Here is a 22,057-nt window from a genome sequence, read left to right on the forward strand (position 1 = left end):
AAGGGGTGCTGAGGCGGACCATCAGGGCGACGGACATCGAGTCACCGGAAAAGCTGGTCGAGCTGCTCGACCGGCACTCCTACCTGGCCGACGAAGGACTGGCGACGGCGGCGTTCCTGGCGCTGCGGATGGGCCGGCCGCTGTTCCTGGAAGGGGAGGCGGGGGTCGGCAAGACCGAGCTGGCCAAGACGCTGGCCGACCTGCTCAAGGCGCCGCTCATCAGGCTGCAGTGCTACGAGGGCCTCGACGCCGCCCAGGCCCTCTACGACTGGGACTTCGCCCGCCAGCTCCTCCATCTCAAGGCCGCCGAGGCGGCCGGGGTCACCGACGTGGCCCGGCTGGAGAGCGAGATCTACGACCGGCGCTTCCTCATCGCCCGGCCCCTGCTGAAGGCGGTCGAGACGCAGCCCAGCGTGCTGCTGGTGGACGAGATCGACCGGGCCGACGACGAGTTCGAGGCGTTCCTGCTCGAAGTGCTGTCCGACTTCACGATCTCCATCCCCGAGCTGGGCACGATCAGGGCGGCCACGCCGCCGGTCGTGGTCGTCACCTCCAACCGGACGCGGGAGGTGCACGACGCGCTGAAGCGGCGCTGCCTGTACCACTGGCTGGAGCATCCGGGATTCGACCGTGAGGTGGCGATCCTGCTGCGCAGGCTGCCCGGGTGCACGCAGACGCTGGCCCTGCAGGTGGCGGGGGCGGCGGAGCGGCTGCGGGCGGCCGAGCTGATCAAGCCGCCCGGCGTGGCCGAGACCCTCGACTGGACCGAGGCGCTGCTCACGCTCGGCGCGCGCGAGCTCGACCCGGGTCTGGCGGCGGCCACGCTGGGCGCGGCGCTGAAGTACCGGGAGGACGTCGAGGCCGTGCTCGCGAACGGGCTGCTGCGCCATGGATGAGCTCGCCGCGACGATGACCGGGTTCGCCAGGACGCTGCGGGCGGCCGGGGTCGCGGCCGACCACGAGCGCACCCGCAACCTGCTGCTCGCACTGGACCACCTCGACGTGGGCGACCCCGCACGGGTGTACTGGGCCGGGCGGCTGACGCTGTGCGCCGCGCCGGACGACCTGCCCCGGTACGACCGCTGTTTCGCCGCCTACTTCGGCGGGCTGCGGGCGGCCGGCCGTACCGCGGACAAGGTCGTCACGCGGCACGTGGCGGCGGGCGAGGCGCGCGAGGACGGCGAGCAGGAGGACGCGGACGCGGCGCCCGGCACGGCCAGCCGCACCGAGATCCTGCGCCACCGCGACGTGGCCAGGATGACCGAGGCCGAACGCGCAGAAGTGCACCGGATGCTGGCGATGCTGCGCGATCGGCGGGCCCGCCGGCGCTCGCGGCGTTACCATCCCGCCCACCGCGGCGTCCTCGACCCGAGGCGGACGATCCGCGAGGCGCTGCGCAAGGGCGAGGTGGCGCGGCTGCGCAGGAAGGCGCACGCCACGCGCCCGCGTGAAGTGGTGCTGCTGGTCGACGTGAGCGGGTCGATGTCGCCGTACGCGGAGACGCTGCTGCGGTACGCGCACGCGCTGGTGCGCGGCGAACCCAGGGCGACCAGGGTGTTCTCGATCGGGACGCGGCTGACGCACGTCACCGCCGAGTTGCGTCACCGCGATCCGGGCACCGCGCTGAACGCGGCGTCGCGGGTGATACCGGACTGGAGCGGCGGCACCCGGCTGGGGGAGGAGCTCCGGAGTTTCCTGAAAAATCATGACGCGCGTGGCGCGATCGTGGTCCTCGCCTCGGACGGCTGGGAACGCGGCGACCCGGCACTGCTCGGCGCCCAGATGGCCAGGCTCGCCCGGCAGGCGTACCGGGTGATCTGGGTGAACCCGCACAAGGGGTATGAGGGTTATGAGCCGCTCACCGGTGGGATGCGGGCGGCGTTGCCGTACATAGACGACCTCGTGGCCGGGCACAGCCTGGCCGCGTTCGAGGCGCTCAGCGAAAGGCTCGGCCATGCGTGAGGTGCTCCCGGAGATCATGCGGTGGTGGCGCTCCGGGCTGAGGTTCGGGCTGGCGACGGTGGTGAGCACGTTCAGCAGCGCGCCCCGGCCGCCCGGCGCCTCGATGGCCGTGCGCGGGGACGAGGTCGTCGGCAGCGTCTCCGGCGGCTGCGTCGAGGGCGCGGTGTTCGAGCTGGCCGCCGAGACCGAGGTCCCCGTCCTGCGGCGGTACGGCGTGAGCGACGACGACGCCTTCGCGGTCGGGCTCACCTGCGGCGGCATCATCGACATCCTCGTCGAGCCGGTCTCCATCGAGACCTTCCCCGAGCTCGGCGACATCTACGCCTCGGTACGCGCCCACGAGCCCGTGGCCGTCGCCACCATCGTCGGCGGCCCCGGCCGGATGGGGGCCAGAAGGGTGATCTGGCCCGACCGCACCGCAGGGACCCTCGGCCTCGACCGCCTCGACCAGGCCGTCGACGACGACGCCCGCGGCATGCTCGCCCAGGGCCTGACCGGCATCCGCCACTACGGCGGCCACGGCGAGCGCCGCCTGGACGACCTGGCGGTGTTCGTGCACTCCTTCGCGCCGCCGCCGCGCATGCTGGTCTTCGGCGCCATCGACTTCGCCGCCGCCGTCTCCCGGGTCGGCAAGTTCCTCGGCTACCACGTCACCGTCTGCGACGCCCGCCCCGTCTTCGCCACCCCCAAGCGCTTCCCCGAGGCCGACGAGGTCGTGGTCAAGTGGCCGCACGACTACCTGGCCACGCAGAAGGTGGACGAGCGCACGGTCATCGCCGTGCTCACCCACGACCCCAAGTTCGACGTGCCGCTGCTGGAGCTGGCCCTGCGCACCGACGCCGGCTACGTGGGCGCGATGGGCTCGCGCCGTACCCACGAGGACCGGCTGGAACGGCTGCGCGAGGCCGGGCTCACCGCCGGCGAGCTGGGACGGCTGCGCTCGCCCATCGGCCTCGACCTGGGCGCCCGCACCCCGGAGGAGACGGCGGTGTCCATCGCCGCCGAGCTCATCCAGCTGCGGTGGGGCGGTTCCGGACGGCCGCTGAGCGAGACGCGTGGACGCATTCACGGATGGGCAGAAAAGCGGGATGAAGCGATCTAGCGTGGCCGGGCTGCTGCTCGCGGCCGGGCGCGGAGCGCGGCTGGGCACGCCCAAGGCGCTCGTGGAGTACGAGGGCGAGCGGCTGGTCGATCGCGGGGTGCGGCTCCTGGAGACCGGCGGCTGCCATCCCGTCGTGGTGGTGCTCGGGGCGGCGACCGTGCCCGTGCGCGGCGCCGTCGTCGTGCGCAACCCGGACTGGCGCACCGGGATGGGCTCCTCGCTGCGTGTCGGGCTGGCCGCGCTGCCGCCGGACGCCGCCGCCGTCGTGGTCGCGCTGGTGGACCAGCCGTTCGTGACGCCCGCCGCCGTGGCGGCGCTGATCGCCAGCGGGGGCGAGGTGGCCGTGGCCACGTACGGCGGCGCCCGGCGCAACCCGGTGCTGTTCGGCCGGGACCACTTCGCCGAGGTGGCCGGGCTGGCCGTGGGGGACGTGGGGGCCAGGCCGTTCCTGAAGGCGTACCCGGAGCTGATCACCGACGTGCCGTGCGACGGGCTGGGCAGCCCGGCCGACATCGACACGCCCGAGGACCTGGAGCTTCTGAAAGGCCTCTAGCCGAGTCTCGGCCGTCGCCGCCACCGCCCGTCAAGGGCTCCTATGACAGGCGCAGCGACGCCAGGGCGGCGCGGTGGTCGCTGCCGACGGCCGGGGCGACGCCCGCCTTGGTCGCGGTCATGCCCTTGTACAGGATGTGGTCGGGCCGGGTGATCGGGAACGACGACGGCCAGGTGAACCCGAACCCGTCGCCCGCCTCGCGCTGCGCGTCCCGCAGCGGCGGCGTCAGCCCGGACATGCCGCGGTCGGTGGTGGCGGTGTTGAGGTCGCCCATGAGCAGGATGCGCTTGCTGGAGTCCTTGTCGACCAGCGAGCGCGCGTGGGCCAGCGACTTGTCGCGGAAGGCGGTGTGCCCGGGGCGGGCCGAGGCCAGGTGCATCACGTACACCGTCACTTTGCCCTTCGGCGTGTCGGCCACCGCCCGCAGCGCCCTGGGCCAGCCCATGCCGACGTCGAGCTTCTGCTGCTTGCTCAGCGGGTAGCGGCTCCACAGCCCGACCGTGCCGACCGGGTACTTGTGCGGGAACATCCGGTCGAGCTGCTTGGCGGCCGGTCCGCCCGGGGTGAGTTCCTGGGCCGCGACCAGGTCGAGCCCTTCGGCGATCTTGCGCATGGCCTCGCCGGAGGCGCTGTTGGTGACGCCGACGTTGACCGTGGCCACCTTCAGGTCGCTCGCGCCGCCGGGCGGCGACTGCAGCATGGTCGAGCCGAACATCAGCGCCCACACCAGGCCGGGCACCAGAGCCGCGATCGCGGCGCCCTTCGAGCGCGACAGCGCCGCGCCGAGCAGAAGCACGGGCACCGTGAGCCCCACCCAGGGCAGCATGCTCTCCCAGATAGGTGTGAATCCACCCATGGCCGGAAAGAGCTGATGACCCGCCAAGGCCACGGCGACCAGGGCGGACACGACGATGACGACCCGACTCAGCACCCGTCCCAGGCTAGCCGGTGCGGGCTCGGGATGCGGACAGGCTAACCTGGTGCCGAATATAGTTCGGTTACTACTCGGTTCGAGGGAGCCCGGCATGCGGATCGGTATGGCGCTCAACTATTCAGGCGGCTTCAAAGAGACGGTCGCCGAACTGGCCGACTACGAGCGGGCCGGGCTCGACATCGTCTTCGTGGCCGAGGCCTACAGCTTCGACGCGGTCAGCCAGATGGGCTACATCGCCGCCAAGACCGACCGCCTGGAGATCGCCTCCGGCATCCTGCCGATCTACTCCCGCACCCCGACCCTGCTCGCGATGACCGCCGCCGGGCTCGACTACGTCTCCGACGGCCGCTTCACCCTGGGCCTCGGCGCCTCGGGCCCGCAGGTGATCGAAGGCTTCCACGGCGTGCCCTACACGGCGCCGCTGGGCCGTACCCGCGAGGTCATCGACATCTGCCGCCAGGTGTGGCGCCGCGAGAAGCTCACCTACTCCGGCAAGCACTACACCCTGCCGCTCCCTCCCGAGCAGGGCACCGGACTCGGCAAAGCCCTCAAGATCATCAATCATCCGGTACGGCCGCGCATCCCGATCGTGGTCGCCGCCATCGGCCCCAAGAACGTCGAGCTGACCGCCGAGGTCGCCGAGGGCTGGGAGCCGATCTTCTACGTACCGGAGAAGGCGGCCGACGTCTGGGGGCCGTCGCTGGCCGCCGGGGCCGCCCGCCGCGACCCGTCCCTCGGCCCGCTGGACACGATCGCGCAGGCCGCCCTGGCGATCGGGGACGACGTGCAGGGGCTGCTGGAACTGGGGCGTGGCATGGCGGCCCTGTACATCGGCGGGATGGGGGCCAAGGGGCGCAACTTCTACAACGAGCTCGCCCGGCGCTACGGCTACGAGAAGGAGGCCGAGCAGATCCAGGACCTGTACCTGGAGGGGAAGAAGCAGGAGGCGGCGGCGTTGGTGCCGCAGGAGTTGCTGGAGAAGATGTCGCTGATCGGGTCGGAGGGCTTCGTCCGGGACCGGATCCAGGCTCTGCGCGAGTCGGGGGTGACGACGCTGAACGTGACGCCTCTGGCCAACACCCACGAGGAGCGCCTGCGCCTGGTGGAAAAGATGAAAGAACTGACCACCTGACCACCTGACACGCCGGCACCCCGGCACCCCGGCACCCCGGCACTCCGACGTCCTGGCACCCTGACACCCCGGCACCCAGCAACCCAGCACCCCAGCGTCCTGGCGCCCCGCACTCCAGCGCTCTGGGTCCGCCCGCCTCCGCGCCGGTCGCTCGTGCCCAGGGTCCGGCCTGCCCTGGACTTGCGTCGGTCTTGGGGTGTCTTGGTTTCTGGGGTTTTGTGCGCCGCGCGGACGGAAGGGTTGCGGCGGGGCTCGGCGCACCCGGCGCGGTGCCCGGCGTGGGCCACGGCGCCTGGCCGGCGGATGGCTGTCGCGGCGCCCAGCCGAAGTGCGGTGGGGAGCATCGGCCGGGCTGGCGCGCCGGGGCGGCGGGCGGTGGTTCGGGGGCGGAGCCGTAAAGGACAGTGACCTGGATCACGCAGGGCGGCGGGAATAGCCAGAGATAAGAGCGGTGTTGTGACGATTCGTGAGGTTTTCGGTAGTCATCGTGTGGCTCGTTGAGCGGCTGCACATCGACCTGTGCCGCGTGACGGGGACGAGCTGTCGCTGATCGCGCCATGACGCGCTAGATCGCCACTCACCCCTTTTTCTCCTTTCCGGTGCGCCTTCGGCATGCCGTCATCTCCGGAGCCTTCCTCTCGTGAAGAGATTCAGCTTTTCGCTGCAACTGCTCGCCGGCCTCGTGGCCGGCATCGCCCTCGGATTCGTCGCCAAAATTTGGGACGTCTCCTGGCTCGCAGAGACCCTGACCCAAGTCGGCAAGATCTTCGTCCAGCTGCTGAAGCTGGCCGTCCCGCCGCTGGTGTTCACCGCGGTGCTGGTCAGCGTCGCCAACCTGCGCAACGTCAACGGCGCCGCCAGGCTGGCCTCCAAGACCCTGTTCTGGTTCCTCGCGACCGCCTTGATCTCGGTCGCCTTCGCCATCGGCCTCGGCCTCATCATCAACCCCGGCCAGGGCGTCACCCTCGACACCAGCACCGCCAAGCCCGTCGACACCGAGGGCGCCGGCACCTGGCTCGACTTCGTGACCGGCATCATCCCCACGAACATCGTCACCGCCTTCACCGAGCTCAACGTCCTCCAGATCGTCTTCCTCGGCGTCGTCCTCGGCGCCGCGGCCCTGGCGATCGGCGACAAGGCCGAGCCGTTCCTGAACCTGAGCCGCTCGGTCCTCGAACTCGTCCAGAAGGCCCTGTGGTGGGTCATCCGCCTGGCCCCCATCGGCACCGCGGGCCTGATCGGCAAGGCCGTGGCCACCTACGGCTGGGACCTGCTGGCCCCGCTGGCCAAGTTCTCGGCCGGCGTCTACATCGGCTGCTTCATCGTCCTGCTGGCGATCTACCCGACGCTGCTGGCCGTCTTCGGCAAGGTCAACCCGCTGAAGTTCTACCGCAACGCCTGGCCCGCCATCGAGCTCGCCTTCGTCTCCCGCTCCTCCGTGGGCACCCTTCCCCTGACCCAGCGCGTGACGGTGGAGCGCAACGGCGTCGACCGCGACTACGCCTCCTTCGCCGTCCCGTTCGGCGCCACCACCAAGATGGACGGCTGCGCCTCGGTCTATCCCGCGCTGGCCGCCATCTTCGTGGCCCAGGTCTTCAACGTCCCGCTCGGCGTGGGCGACTACCTGCTGATCGCCTTCGTCTCGGTCGTGGGCTCGGCCGCGACGGCCGGCCTGACCGGCGCCATCGTCATGCTCACCCTGACCCTGAGCACCCTGGGCCTGCCCCTGGAGGGCGTCGGTCTCCTCCTGGCCATCGACCCCATCCTGGACATGATCCGCACCGCCACCAACGTCGCGGGCCAGGCAGTGGTCCCGGTCCTGGTCGCCCGCTCCGAGGGCCGCCTGGACGAGGCCGTCTTCAACGCCCCGCCCCAGGCCCTCGACGACGACGCCCCCGCCGCCAAGTCCCCCGCCAGGGAACCGGCGCTGGCATAACCGCAAGACGACGAAAGGGCGAGAGGCTTCCTGCCTCTCGCCCTTTCGCCGTGCCGAAGGACTTAGGTGTGCCCCAGCGGAGCCCTCGGTCCGCTGTGAAAGTCACGCGCCAGGGTGCGGATTTCGCGGAAGCTGTCGACCACTCCGGCCGCTCGGGCCTGCACGAGGATGTTGCCCAAGGCGGTGGCCTCTACGGGGCCGGCCAGCACAGGCAGGCCGGTGGCTTCGGTGGTCAGGTGGCACAGGAGGCGGTTGCGGGCGCCGCCGCCCAGCAAATGGATGACCTCCACCGGGTGGCCGGACAACGCTGTCGCGTCGGTCACCGCGTTTCGGTGGGCCAGGGCCAGGCTTTCCAGGATGCAGCGGACTGTCTCGGCCTGCGTTCTCGGGGCGGGCTGGTCCGCTCTGCGGCAGGCTTCGGCTATGCGGGCGGGCATGTCGCCGGGGGCCAGGAAGGACGGGTCGGCGGCGTCGATCAGGGAGCGGTGGGGTTCGGCTTCCGCGGCTGACCGCAGCAACGTGGGGAGGTCGGGCGTGCCCCAGGTGGTCAGGCATTCCTGGAGGAGCCACAGGCCCATGACGTTGCGGAGGTAGCGGGTCGTGCCGTCCAGGCCGGTCTCGTTCGTGAAATGTCCGGTACGGCTGGCCTCTGACAGCACCGGCGACGACAGCTCCACGCCCACCAGCGACCACGTGCCGCAGGAGATGTAGGCGAAGGCGTCCGTGGCGGCCGGGGTGGCGATCACGGCGGAGGCGGTGTCGTGGGAGGCCACGGTCACGACCGGGGCCGACCAGTCCGGGAAGGCGGCTCGGCAGCACGACGTCGGCGCGTGGGCGGGGGCCATGACGCCGATGGGGGTGCCGGGGTGGCGGATCGGTGGGAAGAGGTGGGTGGGGATGCCTGCTTTGCCCGCCAGGTCGTACGACCAGGTCCGGGAGTGGATGTCCAGGAGGCCGGTGGTGGAGGCGTTGGTGACCTCCGCGCCCACTTCGCCGGTCAGCCAGTACGCGATCAGGTCCGGGATCAGGAGCATGGTCGCGGCGTCGGTCAGGTCGTCGGCCAGCAACTGGAAGATGGTGTTGATGGGGTGGGGCTGGATGCCGGTGGCCTCGTAGAGAGCCGCGGCGCCGAGCCGGTCGATCGTGGCGGACACCACGCCTTCGGTACGGCTGTCGCGGTAGCTCACCGGGTCCCCGAGCAAGGCGCCGTCGTGGCCCAGGAGGCCGTAGTCGACGCCCCACGAGTCGATGCCGATCGAGTCGACCGGTCCCGCCTTGGCCAGGCCGTACAGGATCTCGTGAAAAATGCGGTGGATGTCCCAGCGCAGGGCGCCCTCGCGCCGGGTGGCGCCGTTGGGGAAGCGGTGGATCTCGGTCAGCGTCAGGGACTCGTCGCTGACGATGACGCGGCCGCTGGAGGCGCCGAGGTCGATGGCGGCGAAGCGGGTCATCGGGTGGACTCTCTCACGACCAGTTCGGGCTGGAAGACGATCTGCTGGTGGGCGTGGGTGCCGGGGCGGTCGCACTCGTCGAGCAGCAGTTCCGTGGCCACCTTGCCCAACTGGTAGGTCGGCTGGCGGATGGAGGTCAGCGAGACGGCCGAGGCCGACGCGAAGTCGATGTCGTCGTAGCCCATCAGGGCCACGTCGTCGGGGACGCGGACGCCGAGTTGCGTGAGGCCGCGCAGGACGCCCAGCGCCAGCAGGTCGTTGGCGCAGAAGACGGCGTCCGGGATGCCGGAGTCCAGAAGGAGCTGAGCGGCTCTTTCGCCGGCGCGGGCGGTCATGGCGGGCATTTGGATCAGGCGCATGGTGCCGGGGAACGTCTGAGAGGCGCCGTCGAAGCGATCCTGGCACTGGCGGATGGTCAGGGGGCCGCTGACGTAGGCGACGGAGGTGGCGCCGCCGGCCAGGAGGTGTTCCAGGGCCAGCTTGCCGCCGACCACGTCGTTCACCGCCACCGAGCACTGGTCGGCGCGGTGCGGCGGGTGGTCGACGAGGACGACGTTGATGTTGTGGGCGCGCAGGCGGTCCAGGCGCGCGGGGTCCTCGTCGGACGGGGTGATGAGGACGCCGCGTACCCGCTGCTCGGCCAGGACGCGCAGGTTGCGTTCCTCCTTGGTACGCGAGCCCGCCGAGTTGCCCAGGATGACCGCGTACCCCAGGGCGCTGGCGGTCTCCTCCACTCCGGCGGCCACGTCGGTGAAGAACGGGTTGCCGATGTCGATCACCGACAGGCCGATCGTCCGGCTGTGGCCCGCCCGCAGCGTCGAGGCCGAGGCGTGCCGGACGAAGCCGAGGTCCTCGATGGCCGCCTCCACCCGCCGGCGGGTCGTGGGAGAGACCTTCTCCGGGCGGTTCAGGACGTTCGAGACCGTGCCGGGGCTGACTCCGGCCAGTTCGGCGACCTCCTTGATGTTCACCACAAGACCTGATTAAAACGTAACAACCACGAAACGGCAATTGACGGCAGCGAGATCGCTGTCTAGCGTCGCACACGTCGTTAAAACGATTCAAAGGATTGCCTCCATGGACATCAGACCGCGGCTCAGGGAGCAACGGATCGAGACCCCCTCGTGGGCGTACGGGAACTCGGGCACGCGCTTCAAGGTCTTCGCCCAGCCCGGCGTCCCCCGCGACCCCTACGAGAAGCTGGCCGACGCCGCCCAGGTGCACCGCTTCACCGGGATCGCCCCGAGCGTCGCCCTGCACATCCCCTGGGACAAGGTGGACGACTACGCCGGCCTGCGCCGCCACGCGGACGGCCTCGGGCTGAGCATCGGGGCGATCAACGCCAACGTCTTCCAGGACGACGACTACAAGCTGGGCAGCGTCACCAACCCCGACCCGCGCGTCCGCCGCAAGGCCCTGGACCACCTGCTGGAATGCGTCGACATCATGGACGCCACCGGGTCGGACACGCTCAAGCTCTGGTTCTCCGACGGCACCAACTACCCGGGCCAGGACGACATCCGTGCCCGCCAGGACCGCCTGGCCGAGGCTCTTGAATCGGTTTACGCACGGCTGGGGGAGGGGCAGCGGTTCCTGCTGGAGTACAAGTTGTTCGAGCCCGCCTTCTACACGACCGACGTGCCCGACTGGGGCACCGCCTACGCCCACTGCGTCAAGCTGGGCCCGAAGGCGCAGGTCGTCGTGGACACCGGCCACCACGCGCCGGGCACCAACATCGAGTTCATCGTGGCCTTCCTGCTCAGGGAGGGGAAGCTCGGCGGCTTCGACTTCAACTCGCGCTTCTACGCCGACGACGACCTGATGGTGGGGGCGGCCGACCCGTTCCAGCTGTTCCGGATCATGTACGAGGTGGCGGAGGAGCCCGGGATCGCGTTCATGCTCGACCAGTGCCACAACCTCGAGCCCAAGATCCCCGGCCAGATCCGCTCGGTGATGAACGTTCAGGAGGCGACCGCGAAGGCCCTCCTCGTCGACAAGAATGCGCTTAAGTCCGCGCAGGCCGTGGGCGACATCCTTGCCGCCCACGCCGTCCTCATGGACGCCTACAACACCGACGTACGCCCCCTGCTGGCCGACCTCCGCCAGGAGGCGGGCCTCGACCCGGACCCCATGGCCGCCTACGCCAGGTCCGGATACTTCCAGGAGATCAGCGCCGCCCGCGTCGGCGGCGCCCAGGCAGGTTGGGGAGCCTGATGAGCAGCACGCGCCACGACACTCCCGCGCAGGTCAGGGAACTGCTCGACCGCGCCCACGCCCTGGGCGGCGACCCCCGCAACACCAACTACGCGGGCGGCAACGCCTCGGTCAAGGCCGCCGGCCACGACCCCGTCACCGGCCAGGACGTCGATCTCCTGTGGGTCAAGGGCTCCGGCGGCGACCTGGGCACGCTGAAGGAGAGCGGCCTGGCCGTCCTGCGGCTCGACCACGTCCGCGCGCTTAAAACGATCTATCCCGGCGTTGAACGCGAAGACGAGATGGTGGCCGCGTTCGACTACTGCCTGCACGGCAAGGGCGGTGCCGCGCCGTCCATCGACACCGCGATGCACGCCCTGGTCGAGGCGGCGCACGTCGACCACCTGCACCCCGACGCCGGCATCGCGATCGCCGCCGCCCAGGACGGCCCCGCCCTGACCGAGCGGATCTTCGCCGGCCGCGTGGTGTGGGTGCCCTGGCGCCGTCCGGGCTTCCAGCTCGGCCTGGACATCGCCGCCATCCAGGCCGCGAACCCGCGGGCCATCGGCGTCATCCTCGGCGGCCACGGCATCACCGCCTGGGGCGCCACCTCGGAGGAGTGCCGCGCCAACTCGCTGGAGATCATCCGCACCGCCGAGCGGTACATCGCCGCCCACGGCCGCCCCGACCCCTTCGGCCCGATCGTGCACGAGACCCCCGGCGAAGAAGTACGGCTGGCCGCGGCGGCCCGGCTCTTCCCCCTGCTGCGCGGCCTGGCCTCGACCGACGCGCCCATGGCCGGCCACTACACCGCCACCCCCGAGGTCCTCGACTTCCTCGCCCGCGCCGAACACCCCCGCCTGGCCGCCCTCGGCACCTCCTGCCCCGACCACTTCCTGCGCACCAAGGTCGCCCCCCTCGTCCTGCCCCCGGACCCCGACGAGGAACGGATCAGGCGGCTCCACGCCGCCTACCGCGCGGAGTACGCCGCGTATTACGCCCGCCACGCCGTACCGGAATCACCCCCCATGCGCGGCGCGGACCCCGCGATCGTGCTGGTGCCCGGCGTCGGCATGTTCTCCTTCGGCAAGGACAAGCAGACCGCCCGCGTCGCCGGCGAGTTCTACCTCAACGCGATCAACGTCATGCGCGGCGCCGAAGCGTTGTCCGCCTATGCGCCGATCGAGGAGAGCGAGAAGTTCCGCATCGAGTACTGGGACCTGGAGGAGGCCAAGCTCCGCCGCCTGCCGCCGCCCAAGCCGCTGGCCACGAGGATCGCGCTGGTCACCGGCGGCGGTTCCGGCATCGGCGCGGCGACCGCGCGCCGCCTGGCCGCCGAGGGGGCCCTCGTGGTGGTCGCCGACCGCGACCTCGCCGCCGCGGAGAAGGTGGCCGCGCGGATCGGCACAGCGGACGCGGCGGTGGCGGTCCGCGCGGACGTGACCGACGAAGCGCAGGTCCAGGACATGGTACGGCGGGCCGTGCTGGCCTTCGGCGGCCTCGACCTGGTCGTCAACAACGCGGGACTGTCCCTGTCGCGCCCCCTGCTGGAGACCACGGCGGACGACTGGGACATCCAGCACGACGTCATGGCGAAGGGCTCGTTCCTGGTCTCCCGCGAAGCCGCCCGAGTCCTGATAAATCAGGGCATGGGGGGAGATGTCATCTACATCTCCTCCAAGAACTCGATCTTCGCCGGCCCCAACAACGTCGCCTACGGCGCCGCCAAAGCCGACCAGGCCCACCAGGTCCGCCTGCTCGCCGCGGAACTGGGCGAACACGGCATCCGCGTCAACGGCGTCAACCCGGACGGCGTCGTCCGTGGCTCCGGCATCTTCGCCTCCGGGTGGGGCGCCAACCGCGCGGCCGTCTACGGGGTGCCCGAGGAGCAACTCGGCGCGTTCTACGCCCGGCGCACGTTGCTGAAGCGCGAGGTCCTGCCGGAACACGTGGCGGCCGCGGTGTTCGCCCTGACCGCCGGCGACCTGGCCCTCACGACGGGCCTGCACATCCCGGTCGACGCCGGCGTCCCCGCCGCCTTCCTCCGCTGACCCCACCCCACCACCCCCGTTCGGCGGGACGCGCGGACAGGGAGTCCCTGGCTTCCGCTCGCGTGGCCCGCGTCCGGGCTCTTCGCCCGGTCCCAGCCTGACGCGGGGATCTGGCGGACGGCCTGCGGTGGGAGTGCGGAGGTCCGGGCGGGTGTGGGTGCGGCGGCCCGCGCGGGTGGGGTGTGGCGGTTCGGGGGTGGGGTGTGGCGGTTCGGGGGTGGGGTGTGGCGGATGGCCGGCGGTGGGGACGTGGCGGCGGGCCGTGTGGGTCCGGTCGGGGCGGTCTGCGCGGTGTGTGGGGGAATGGGGAGGTTGCGGCGTGGTCCGGTGCCGGGTGGGTGATCTCCGTGGGCCTGGGGGCCGGGTGGTGGAGTTCGGGGGCTTGAGGGCGGGTGAAGCCCCTAAGGTTGGGGGCAAATTGCCAACCTTGAGTGCATTGGCGGGGATATGTCCGAGGAGACGCTGGTCGCCGGCCGCTACCGGCTGGACGAGCTCATCGGCCGAGGGCAGGCCGGTGAGGTGTGGCGGGCGCACGACGAGAACGCCGACTGGACCGTGGCGGTCAAGATGCTCACCGCGGGCTCCAGCGAACTGGCTCACAAACATGCCCAGACCGTGGCCAAGGTCGTGCATCCCCATGTGGCCATGGTTCTGGACATCGGTGGCCACAACGGCGTGCCGTACCTGGTGATGGAGTTCTTGACGGGGGCGAGCCTCGGTGAGGAGCGCGTCGCGCACGGGCCGCTGGGGATCGTCGAGGCGTGCGACCTGTTCGGACAGGCGGCGGCCGGGCTTGACGCGGCGCACCGGGCGGGGGTGGTGCACGGGCAGATCGACCCGAACTCCTTCCGCCGGGCGGGCAGCGGGGTGCTCAAGGTGGTCGGGTTCGGGATTCAGGGGGCGGATCCGGGGCCGGTGACGCCGTACCGCGCGCCTGAGCAGCTTGACGGGCAGGGCGGGCCCGCCGCCGATCTCTATGCGCTGGCTGCGGTTTGTTATGAGATGTTGTGCGGGCGGCCGCCGTTCGAGGGCGAGGGGGAGGAGCTCGCCGAGCGCATCCGCACCGCCGAGCCCGAGCCGCCAACGCGCCACCGTCCCGCCGTTCCGGCCGAGCTGGAGCAGCTGTTGCTGGCGTTGCTGACCAAGGATCCCGCCGCACGTCCCGCGGGGGGTGACACGGTACGGCGCCGCCTGGCGAGCATCGCCCGCCCCGGCGCCACCCAGCGCACCGGCCCCCTCCCCAACCTCCCGGACGCCCAGACCCCCTTCAACGCCCCCGGAACCACCGACGGCCGGCCACCCGCCTACGCCGGACCGGGCTCGCAACCAGGCCACAGCGCCCCAGGTCACGAAGGACCGCAAGCGGCCCACGGCGCGCCGGGCATCGGGGGCCCACAAACGGGTCACGGGGGCCAAAGCCACGGGGGCCCGGGTCTCGGGGACACACAGGTGGGTTACGGCGCCTCAGGTCTGGGCGGTCCGCAAACAGGCCAATACAGCCCACAACCAGGCCAATACAGCTCACAACCAGGCCCGCGAACCGGTCCGCACACAGCCCCGGGCGGTCAGCCGCCCTTCAAGGACGGCCACACCCAGATCTTCGAAGGCCCCATCCAGGACCCGCCCAACCAGAACCGCCGCCTGATCATCCAGATGGTCGCGGCCCTGGCCGTCATCGCTCTGGTCACGATCGGCTTCATCGTCCTGTCCGGCCGTGACCAGCCGGCCGCGACGCCCGTACCCAGCGCGACCTTCACCCCGCAACAGCCAGACCCGACACCGACGGCCACCCGGGAGGAGCCGGACCCGACGTTCACCCCGGAAGAGCCGACACCAGAACCCACAGGACTGGTCGACACGCTGGGCCCGGCGAACCCTCTGGACACCCTCACCCCCCAGCCGCGCGACACCACCGGCCTGCGGCAGACCCCGCCGGGCGGCTGGCAGAACTGGCTGGGCCGCTTCGACGAGGCGGTGCGGCTCCAGCAGCAGCTGAACGGCATCGACGGCGGGGTGGCCGCCGACGCCCGCAAGAAGATCGCCAAAGCGATGGACCGGATGAGGAAGGGCCGCGAGGACCAGGCCCGCCGCCACGCGCTGGAGGCGGCGGCGGACCTGCGCGAAGCGGCCGGCGACGGCGACATGGCCGCCACCGGCCCCCTCGCGAACTTCCTCGCCGACTGGGGTCTCAACCGCCCCGGGACCTCCGCGTGAGCGGGGGGATCTACCCGCCCCGTGACATCAGCGTGAGCGCGTAGAGCGCCACCGCGGCGAAGTCGTCGGCGGGTTCGGACGCCTGCCACGACCGGACGTCGTCGACGAAGCGGCTGCCGCGCCCGGTGAACGGGGCGTAGCGGTCGACTCCGTCGGCGGGGCAGGGGCTCATGCGGTCCATGTGACCCCCCAGCCCGTCGTCGAACAGGGAAGCGCTGTTCGGGCCGTTGACCACGGCGCCGGTCGGCGGCCTGCCGGTGATGTTGGACATCTGATAGTGCGGGCAGGTGATCGCGTTGTCGCCGACCCCGGAGACGAACGACACGCCCCACGCGTTGGCCCCGAGGGCCCAGCCGCGCTGACGGGTGCCGAAGGAGTCGTAGGAGCGGTCGCCGCTCACCGACCGGTAGAGGCGCGAGGTGGCCGCCAGCCCGAACGCGTGCGGCACCGAGTCGAACTGGTCATAGCTCGCACCCGCCTGGAACGGGTCCTGGCCGGCCCGCGCGGCGCCGATCTCCAGTTGCGCCTTCAGGTCGCCGACGAGCTGCCGTTCGGTGACCGGCAGCGTGCCGCCCCGAGCCTGGCGGATGGCCTTGACGAGGTCGGTGTGGCCGAGCGCGCTGACGTCGTACAGGTTGAAGGTGTCGCCGCCGGCGTCGTGCTTCAGGTACTCGCCGGCCCAGTGGGCCGCCTGCCGCAGCCACTCGCCGGCGCGCGGGTCACGCAGGCGCTGGGCGGCCAGGGCCAGTTCGGCGCCGCCCAGCTCCATGTCGTCGCGCCAGACGCTCTCCGGGTAGAAGGCGTGGGGGAGCGAGGTGACGAGCCGGCCGACGTTCTCGGTCTTGGCCATGGCGTAGACGGAGGCGCCCTTCTCCAGCAGTTCGCGGGCGCGCCCGCGGTCGGGCTCCACCTGCGCGGCCAGGGCGAAGGCGGCGGCGGTACGGCCGGCCAGGTTGGGACTGATCGGCTGGCCGGGCGCGGCGGCGCGGAAGACGGGCCGGTCGCGGATGTACTTCTCGGTGGAGTGGTCGTCCTCCTCCGGCATGCGCCAGATGTCGTGGTCGCCGGCGAAGGTGCCCTCGGCGTTGCCGGCTCCGATGCCGACCTGGATGTAGAGGGTCTTCGACGTCTCGTCCCACATCTTGTCGAGGAACCTCAGGCCGTGGTCGGCCTCGCCGCGCAGGCGGGGGTCGATGGCGCCGTCGCGCTTGGCCGCCCACAGGAGGGTGTCGACATAGGCGAGGATGTGGGTGAACTTCAGGTAGTCGCCGGCGTCGAACCAGCCGCCCGACACGTCCACCGGGCCGCCGACCTTGGTGAGGTCGCCCTTGATCTGGTCGGTGTCCGGGCCGGTGAACTCGGGCCAGTCATAGACGGAGGCGGCCTTGTCGCTCTTGTGCCAGCGGTCGCGCTGGCCGCCGAAGAACGTCACGATCTTGGCCGCGGGCAGCGACAGGGCGATCGAGGGGGCCACGGCGAACTCGGCGGAGGTCTGCCCGCCCGCCTTGACCCGGTAGCTGCCGGGGGTACGGAGCCTGGAAAGGTCCAGGTGGTAGACATGACGGTAGGTGTCGTTCCACTTGCCGAGGTCGCGGCCCGCCGTACCGCGCAGGACCACCCGCCCCCGGCGATCGACGACGGTGAAGGGGAGGGGACGATCCGCCATGAGGTAGGCCTCTTTGGCCTCCTCCGGCGCGAAGCCCACCTGGTCGACCCTGATGAACGACGCGCTCTCGGCCATCGCTGGGCTCCCTGCGATCAGGACGGATAACGCGGTCAACGCCGCTGCCAGCTTCATGCACGCTCCTTGAAGGTTAGGAAACCTTACTAACCTTGCTGCGCACGGTAGCCGCGGAGCGTGAGGAAGGTCAATACGCGTACATTGACGAAATGACCGACACTCACGCGCGGCGCCGAGCCGCCCTGGCCGCGCTGCTGCCCGAGCGCGCGGTCCCCGCGGTGCTCGTCACCTCCCTGGTCAACGTGAGGTACCTGACCGGACTCGACAGTTCCAACGCCGCGGTTCTGGTGCGCGAGGACGGTAGCGCCACGCTCGCGACCGACTCCCGCTACATCGAGATGACCCGCGACCTGGGCGTCGAGGTCGTCGAGGCGCCGGACACCGCGGGCGCCCTGGCCGCGCCGGGCACGGGGATCGAGGCCGCGCACATGTCGGTCGCGACGTACCGGCGGCTGGGAGAGGGCCTGGTCCCGCTGGAGCCGCTGGTGGAGCTCCTGCGGACGGTCAAGGACGAAGAAGAGATCGAGCTCCTGCGTACGGCCTGCGCCATCTCCGACCAGGCATTCAGCGATATTTCCCAAGAAATCCGCCCAGGCGCCACCGAACGCCACGTAGCCCGCATCCTTGAGCACCGGATGATCGAACTCGGGGCCGACAAGATCGCCTTCGAGTCCATCGTCGCCGCGGGCGAGAACGGGGCCGTACCGCACCACACCCCCACCGATCGCGAGCTGCGCGCAGGCGACCTGGTCACCCTCGACTTCGGCGCCAACTACCGCGGCTACCACGCCGACATGACCCGCACCGTCAGCCTGGGCGAGCCCGCCGCCTGGCAGCGCGAGATCTACGACCTCGTCGCCGCCGCGCAGAAGGCCGGTCGCGACGCCCTCACGCCCGGCGCCACGGCCAAGGAGGTCGACTCCGCCGCGCGCGGCGTGATCGCCGAAGCGGGCCACGCCGGGCACTTCCGGCACGGCCTCGGACACGGCGTCGGCCTGGAGATCCACGAGGAGCCGTTCCTGGGCCCCGCCAGGACCGGTAGACTAGAGGATCGAGTTCCCATCACCGTCGAGCCGGGGGTCTACCTCCCGGGACAGGGCGGTGTCCGCATCGAGGACACGCTGGTCACGCGTGCGGGCGGGCCGGAACTCCTCACGAAGACGACCAAAGAGCTGCTCGTCCTTTAAGAGCGGCAACACGCGGGAGAAAACGAGTGGCGACGACCAACGACCTCAAGAACGGCATGGTGCTGAAGCTCGACGGCGGTGAGCTGTGGGCCGTTGTGGAGTTCCAGCACGTCAAGCCGGGCAAGGGCGGCGCGTTCGTGCGCACCAAACTCAAGAACGTGCTCTCCGGCAAGGTCGTCGACAAGACCTTCAACGCTGGGGTGAAAGTCGACGTGGCCAACGTCGACAAGCGCGAGATGCAGTACTCCTACAAGGACGGCGACGACTTCGTCTTCATGGACACCGAGACCTACGACATGGTCAACGTGCCCGCCAAGACCGTCGGCGACGCGGCCAGCTACATGCTCGAGAACACCATGGCCACGATCGCCTTCAACGAGGGCGCCGCGCTCTACGTCGACCTGCCGGCCGCGGTCGAGCTGCTGATCTCCAACACCGAGCCGGGCCTGCAGGGCGACCGCTCCACCGGCGGCACCAAGCCCGCCACGCTGGAGACCGGCGCCGAGATCAAGGTCCCGCTGTTCATCACCACCGGCGAGAAGGTCAAGGTCGACACCCGCAGCGGCGAATACCTCGGCCGGGCCTGAGGTGTCGGCACGCGGCAAAGCACGCAGGCGCGCCCTCGACATCCTCTTCGAGGCGGAGGCCAGGGAAGAGGACCCGCTGAAGATCCTCGCCGAGCGGGTGGAGCGGAGTGAGCCGCCGGTCAACGAGTACACCTCGGCGATCGTGGAGGGCGTGGCCCGCCACCGGGCCCGCATCGACGAGCTCATCACCACCTACTCCGAGGGCTGGACGCTGGAGCGCATGCCCGCCGTCGACCGCAACCTGCTGCGCGGCGGCACCTACGAGCTGCTGTGGATGCCCGACGTCCCCGAGGGCGTGGTCATCAGCGAGTGGGTGCACCTGGCGGGCGAGCTCTCCACCGACGAGTCGCCCAGCTTCATCAACGGCCTCCTGGCCCGTTTCAAGCAGCTCAAGCCGAGTCTGTCGCTCTGAAGGGGGCGCCGTGATCATCACGGCGCACTCGGGGGAGGGCGCGCCGTGATCTTCATGGCGCGCTCTTTTCCGTTACGGCTCCCGCCACCCCACCCGCACCGCCGCTCGTGAGGGCTCACGGGTCCCCGCCGCGACGACTCCGCCGTTGACCCGGTCAAGACCAAAGGACCCCGGTCAAGACCGAACGGTGTGCCACCCGGATGCCGTCAGGGCTCAAGGGTCGCCGACTGGGTTCGCAGGTGGTCGAGCATGACCTTCGCCGCCGGAGTCAGGGCCCGCGACCCCGGCAGCGTGACGCCGACCGAGCGTTTCACCGAGGCCAGCGGCACCGGCAGGCACACGAGCTGCGGGTCGGACCGGACCAGCAGCGCCGGCAGCGCGGCCACCATGTCGGTCTGCAGCAGCAGTGACCGGATCGTCAGGATCGACGTGCACTCCACACGGTCCTCGGGCAACGGCAGGTCCTGGTTCTTGAAGACCTGTTCCAGCTCCTGCCGCAGCGACGTCTGCTCCAGCGGCAGGATCCACGGGTAGCCGAGCAGCCCGGCCAGCGTCGAGGCGGCCGAGGCGGGGTGGCCGGAGCGGGCGACCAGGAGGATGGGCTCGTCGTAGAGCGGGATCTGGCGCAGGCCGTGCCGGTCGTCGATGGGGTTGAGACGGCCGAGGACCAGGTCGGTGTCGCCGTCGATGAGCCGGGGGACCAGCGAGTCGAACGTGCCCTCGCGCACGATGACCGTGATGCCGGGCCGTTCGGCCTTGAGCGCGGCGATCGAGCGGGGCAGCAGGACGTTCGTGGCGGCCAGCAGGGTGCCGACGGTGACGGTGCCGGTCTCGCCGTTGGCCAGGCCCGTGATGCGGTCGCCGGCCCGGCGCAGCTCGGCCTGGACGGCGCGGGCGTGGTCGACGAAGGCGGTGCCGAACACGGTCGGGGTGACACCGCGCGGCCCCCGGGTGAACAGCTCGACGCCGAGGATCTGCTCCACCTCGCGCAGGCCGCGTGTGGCGGCGGGCTGGGCGAGGCGGAGGTGTTCGGCGGCGCGCAGCACGCTGCCGTGGTCGGCGATGGCGGTGACCAGCACGAGGTGGCGGAGCTTGAGGCGGCCGGCGAGCAGGTCCAGAGCGCGGGTCATCACCATTTCAGCATAGCTTTCAGCCCTGGACGACCCGATTGGGTATGGCTTCGGGGACGTCGCCGAAGCGTTCGGCGTCGTTGCGGGGCAAGACCAGCGCGGCCACGAGGCTGATCGCGGTCACGACCGCCAGGTACGCGGTGATCGACCACGACGAGCCGGTCGAGGCCAGCAGGGAGGCGGCCACCAGCGGGGTGATGCCGCCGCCGAGCAGCGCGGCGAGCTGATAGGCGGCCGAGGTGCCCGAGTAGCGGATCGCGACGGGGAAGAAGCTGGCCGTCAGCGTGCCCTGCGCGGCGTGGGTCATCGCCAGCACGGCGCCCATCGCCACCATGAAGACCGCGATCAGCACGTGGCTGCCGGTGTTGACGACGGGCAGGATGGCGACGGCTCCGGCCAGCAGGACCCACGAGCCGTGGGAGAACAGGGCCCGGAGCCCGAACCGGTCGCCCAGGTGGGCCCAGAGCGGCGCGGTCGCCAGCCAGACCGTCGCGCCGCCGATCACGCAGGTCAGCAGGAAGGTGCGGGACAGGCCGATCGCGGGGGCCTGGCCGTACTGGAGGATGTAGACCATGAAGACGTAGGCGACGGCGCTGTTGCCGATGATGACCGCGATGCTGTGCACGACCCCGCGCCAGTGGCCGCGCAGGACCTCGGCGATCGGCAGCTTGACCGGCTTGCGCTGGACGACGAAGTCGGGGCTCTCCTCGATACGCAGCCGCAGGTAGATGCCGACCACCACGAGCACGACGCTCAGCAGGAACGGCACCCGCCAGCCCCACGACATGAAGGCCTCCTCGCTCAGGGCCGAGGAGGTGCCCAGGAAGACGAGGTTGGCGCAGAGCATCCCGGCGGGCGTGCCCATCATCGGGAAGGCGCCGAACAGGCCGCGACGGCCCTTCGGCGCGTGCTCCATGGTCAGCACCACGGCCCCGCCGAGTTCGCCGCCGAGGCCGATGCCCTGGGCGATGCGCATGACGACCAGCAGCACCGCGGCCCAGATGCCGATGCTGGAGTAGGTGGGCAGCACGCCGATGAGCGTGGTCCCGATCCCCATGATCAGCAGCGAGACGACCAGCGTGTTGCGGCGGCCGAGCCGGTCGCCGAAGTGGCCGAAGACGATGCCGCCCAGCGGTCGGGCCAGGAATCCCACGGTCATGGTGCCGAAGGCGGCGATCGATCCGGCGACGGGGTCCATGGCGGGGAAGAACTGCTTGTTGAAGACGAGCGCGGCGGCCGTGCCGTACAGGAAGAAGTCGTACCACTCGATGGTCGTGCCGATGAAGGCCGCCCACGAGACGCGGCGCGCCGCCCTGCGGCGGTCAGTGTCCATTTTCGTCTGTACCTTCCGATCAGGGGGTACGGACGAGGATGCACGCAGGTGCTATGTCACGGCGAATACTGTTCTGGCCGTCACGTATGTAAAAAGCGTTATATATCGGAATTGTCATAGCTGGGCCACGATCAGGTAT

19 protein-coding genes are annotated in these 22,057 nt (G+C 70.9%); 13 read left to right on the top strand and 6 right to left on the bottom strand.

Translation table 11 applies throughout. The annotated features are described in order from the left end of the window. Nucleotides 1-5 precede the first annotated feature (5 nt). From ACIBHY_RS02425 to ACIBHY_RS02440, 4 genes are read left to right on the top strand one after another with little or no spacing between them, the layout of a single operon-like run. Complete coding sequence (locus ACIBHY_RS02425) at nucleotides 6-896, top strand: AAA family ATPase (protein ID WP_397305709.1); 891 nt, start codon at nucleotides 6-8, stop codon at nucleotides 894-896. Beyond that, nucleotides 889-1,962, top strand: a complete 1,074-nt coding sequence (locus ACIBHY_RS02430; protein ID WP_397246098.1) for a VWA domain-containing protein — start codon at nucleotides 889-891, stop codon at nucleotides 1,960-1,962. The genes ACIBHY_RS02425 and ACIBHY_RS02430 overlap by 8 nt, the downstream gene beginning before the upstream one ends. After that, nucleotides 1,955-3,064, top strand: coding sequence for an XdhC family protein (locus ACIBHY_RS02435; protein ID WP_397305710.1), 1,110 nt, complete (start codon nucleotides 1,955-1,957; stop codon nucleotides 3,062-3,064). The genes ACIBHY_RS02430 and ACIBHY_RS02435 overlap by 8 nt, the downstream gene beginning before the upstream one ends. Beyond that, nucleotides 3,051-3,617, top strand: coding sequence for an NTP transferase domain-containing protein (locus ACIBHY_RS02440; protein ID WP_397246102.1), 567 nt, complete (start codon nucleotides 3,051-3,053; stop codon nucleotides 3,615-3,617). Before ACIBHY_RS02435 ends, ACIBHY_RS02440 begins: the two co-directional genes overlap by 14 nt. A gap of 40 nt (nucleotides 3,618-3,657) precedes the next feature. Here the strand turns inward: ACIBHY_RS02440 and ACIBHY_RS02445 are convergent, their stop codons facing one another. After that, entirely contained in the window at nucleotides 3,658-4,548 is an 891-nt protein-coding gene (locus ACIBHY_RS02445) for an endonuclease/exonuclease/phosphatase family protein (protein ID WP_397305711.1), read from the bottom strand. 94 nt (nucleotides 4,549-4,642) lie between these two features. On the opposite strand from ACIBHY_RS02445, the gene ACIBHY_RS02450 reads away from it, so the two are divergent. The 3 genes from ACIBHY_RS02450 (at nucleotide 4,643) to ACIBHY_RS02460 (ending at nucleotide 7,619) form a co-directional block, all read left to right on the top strand. After that, nucleotides 4,643-5,683, top strand: a complete 1,041-nt coding sequence (locus ACIBHY_RS02450; protein ID WP_397246106.1) for an LLM class F420-dependent oxidoreductase — start codon at nucleotides 4,643-4,645, stop codon at nucleotides 5,681-5,683. 487 nt (nucleotides 5,684-6,170) lie between these two features. Then, entirely contained in the window at nucleotides 6,171-6,233 is a 63-nt protein-coding gene (locus ACIBHY_RS02455; RefSeq protein WP_376773472.1) for a putative leader peptide, read from the top strand. Between the two features lie 90 nt (nucleotides 6,234-6,323). Next, nucleotides 6,324-7,619, top strand: coding sequence for a dicarboxylate/amino acid:cation symporter (locus ACIBHY_RS02460; protein WP_397246109.1), 1,296 nt, complete (start codon nucleotides 6,324-6,326; stop codon nucleotides 7,617-7,619). Between the two features lie 62 nt (nucleotides 7,620-7,681). Here ACIBHY_RS02460 and ACIBHY_RS02465 read toward each other — a convergent pair whose 3' ends face one another. Next, nucleotides 7,682-9,070, bottom strand: coding sequence for a rhamnulokinase family protein (locus ACIBHY_RS02465; protein WP_397305712.1), 1,389 nt, complete (start codon nucleotides 9,068-9,070; stop codon nucleotides 7,682-7,684). Beyond that, nucleotides 9,067-10,041 (bottom strand): LacI family DNA-binding transcriptional regulator, encoded by a 975-nt coding sequence (locus ACIBHY_RS02470; RefSeq protein WP_397246113.1) that lies wholly within the window; start codon nucleotides 10,039-10,041, stop codon nucleotides 9,067-9,069. The genes ACIBHY_RS02465 and ACIBHY_RS02470 overlap by 4 nt, the downstream gene beginning before the upstream one ends. A 106-nt stretch (nucleotides 10,042-10,147) precedes the next feature. On the opposite strand from ACIBHY_RS02470, the gene rhaI reads away from it, so the two are divergent. From rhaI to ACIBHY_RS02485, 3 genes are all read left to right on the top strand, one after another. Then, nucleotides 10,148-11,284 carry an L-rhamnose isomerase gene (gene rhaI / locus ACIBHY_RS02475; RefSeq protein WP_397305713.1) on the top strand — a complete coding sequence of 379 codons (1,137 nt, stop codon included), beginning with the start codon at nucleotides 10,148-10,150 and terminating at the stop codon, nucleotides 11,282-11,284. Next, nucleotides 11,284-13,314 carry a bifunctional aldolase/short-chain dehydrogenase gene (locus tag ACIBHY_RS02480; protein WP_397305715.1) on the top strand — a complete coding sequence of 677 codons (2,031 nt, stop codon included), beginning with the start codon at nucleotides 11,284-11,286 and terminating at the stop codon, nucleotides 13,312-13,314. The genes rhaI and ACIBHY_RS02480 overlap by 1 nt, the downstream gene beginning before the upstream one ends. 447 nt (nucleotides 13,315-13,761) lie before the next feature. After that, nucleotides 13,762-15,528 (top strand): protein kinase, encoded by a 1,767-nt coding sequence (locus tag ACIBHY_RS02485; RefSeq protein WP_397246119.1) that lies wholly within the window; start codon nucleotides 13,762-13,764, stop codon nucleotides 15,526-15,528. 10 nt (nucleotides 15,529-15,538) lie between these two features. Here the strand turns inward: ACIBHY_RS02485 and ACIBHY_RS02490 are convergent, their stop codons facing one another. Next, nucleotides 15,539-17,326, bottom strand: a complete 1,788-nt coding sequence (locus ACIBHY_RS02490; protein WP_397246121.1) for a glycoside hydrolase family 9 protein — start codon at nucleotides 17,324-17,326, stop codon at nucleotides 15,539-15,541. Between the two features lie 92 nt (nucleotides 17,327-17,418). Between ACIBHY_RS02490 and ACIBHY_RS02495 the strand changes: the two genes are divergently transcribed. Genes ACIBHY_RS02495 through nusB form a run of 3 tightly spaced genes read left to right on the top strand, consistent with a single transcriptional unit; the run spans nucleotide 17,419 to nucleotide 19,455 of the window. Next, entirely contained in the window at nucleotides 17,419-18,456 is a 1,038-nt protein-coding gene (locus tag ACIBHY_RS02495) for a M24 family metallopeptidase (protein ID WP_397305716.1), read from the top strand. Nucleotides 18,457-18,482: 26 nt separating this feature from the next. Continuing rightward, nucleotides 18,483-19,043, top strand: a complete 561-nt coding sequence (gene efp / locus ACIBHY_RS02500) for an elongation factor P (protein WP_379618626.1) — start codon at nucleotides 18,483-18,485, stop codon at nucleotides 19,041-19,043. 1 nt (nucleotide 19,044) lies between these two features. Beyond that, nucleotides 19,045-19,455, top strand: coding sequence for a transcription antitermination factor NusB (nusB, locus tag ACIBHY_RS02505; RefSeq protein WP_184960681.1), 411 nt, complete (start codon nucleotides 19,045-19,047; stop codon nucleotides 19,453-19,455). A 206-nt stretch (nucleotides 19,456-19,661) separates the two neighbouring features. Here nusB and ACIBHY_RS02510 read toward each other — a convergent pair whose 3' ends face one another. Beyond that, entirely contained in the window at nucleotides 19,662-20,585 is a 924-nt protein-coding gene (locus ACIBHY_RS02510) for a LysR substrate-binding domain-containing protein (protein ID WP_397246126.1), read from the bottom strand. 19 nt (nucleotides 20,586-20,604) lie between these two features. Next, nucleotides 20,605-21,918 (bottom strand): MFS transporter, encoded by a 1,314-nt coding sequence (locus tag ACIBHY_RS02515; RefSeq protein ID WP_397305718.1) that lies wholly within the window; start codon nucleotides 21,916-21,918, stop codon nucleotides 20,605-20,607. Nucleotides 21,919-22,057 lie beyond the last annotated feature (139 nt).

The organism is Nonomuraea sp. NPDC050547 (assembly GCF_044457345.1).
GTDB lineage: Bacteria > Actinomycetota > Actinomycetes > Streptosporangiales > Streptosporangiaceae > Nonomuraea.

Excerpts from the sequence above, each read along its gene's own strand:
- ACIBHY_RS02480 (WP_397305715.1), top strand. The coding sequence starts at position 11,284 with ATGAGCAGCACGCGCCACGACACTCCCGCGCAGGTCAGGGAACTGCTC.
- ACIBHY_RS02510 (WP_397246126.1), bottom strand. The coding sequence starts at position 20,585 with ATGACCCGCGCTCTGGACCTGCTCGCCGGCCGCCTCAAGCTCCGCCAC.
- ACIBHY_RS02490 (WP_397246121.1), bottom strand. The coding sequence starts at position 17,326 with ATGAAGCTGGCAGCGGCGTTGACCGCGTTATCCGTCCTGATCGCAGGG.
- ACIBHY_RS02435 (WP_397305710.1), top strand. The coding sequence starts at position 1,955 with ATGCGTGAGGTGCTCCCGGAGATCATGCGGTGGTGGCGCTCCGGGCTG.
- ACIBHY_RS02440 (WP_397246102.1), top strand. The coding sequence starts at position 3,051 with ATGAAGCGATCTAGCGTGGCCGGGCTGCTGCTCGCGGCCGGGCGCGGA.
- ACIBHY_RS02465 (WP_397305712.1), bottom strand. The coding sequence starts at position 9,070 with ATGACCCGCTTCGCCGCCATCGACCTCGGCGCCTCCAGCGGCCGCGTC.
- ACIBHY_RS02430 (WP_397246098.1), top strand. The coding sequence starts at position 889 with ATGGATGAGCTCGCCGCGACGATGACCGGGTTCGCCAGGACGCTGCGG.
- ACIBHY_RS02485 (WP_397246119.1), top strand. The coding sequence starts at position 13,762 with ATGTCCGAGGAGACGCTGGTCGCCGGCCGCTACCGGCTGGACGAGCTC.
- ACIBHY_RS02495 (WP_397305716.1), top strand. The coding sequence starts at position 17,419 with ATGACCGACACTCACGCGCGGCGCCGAGCCGCCCTGGCCGCGCTGCTG.
- ACIBHY_RS02515 (WP_397305718.1), bottom strand. The coding sequence starts at position 21,918 with ATGGACACTGACCGCCGCAGGGCGGCGCGCCGCGTCTCGTGGGCGGCC.
- rhaI (WP_397305713.1), top strand. The coding sequence starts at position 10,148 with ATGGACATCAGACCGCGGCTCAGGGAGCAACGGATCGAGACCCCCTCG.
- ACIBHY_RS02450 (WP_397246106.1), top strand. The coding sequence starts at position 4,643 with ATGCGGATCGGTATGGCGCTCAACTATTCAGGCGGCTTCAAAGAGACG.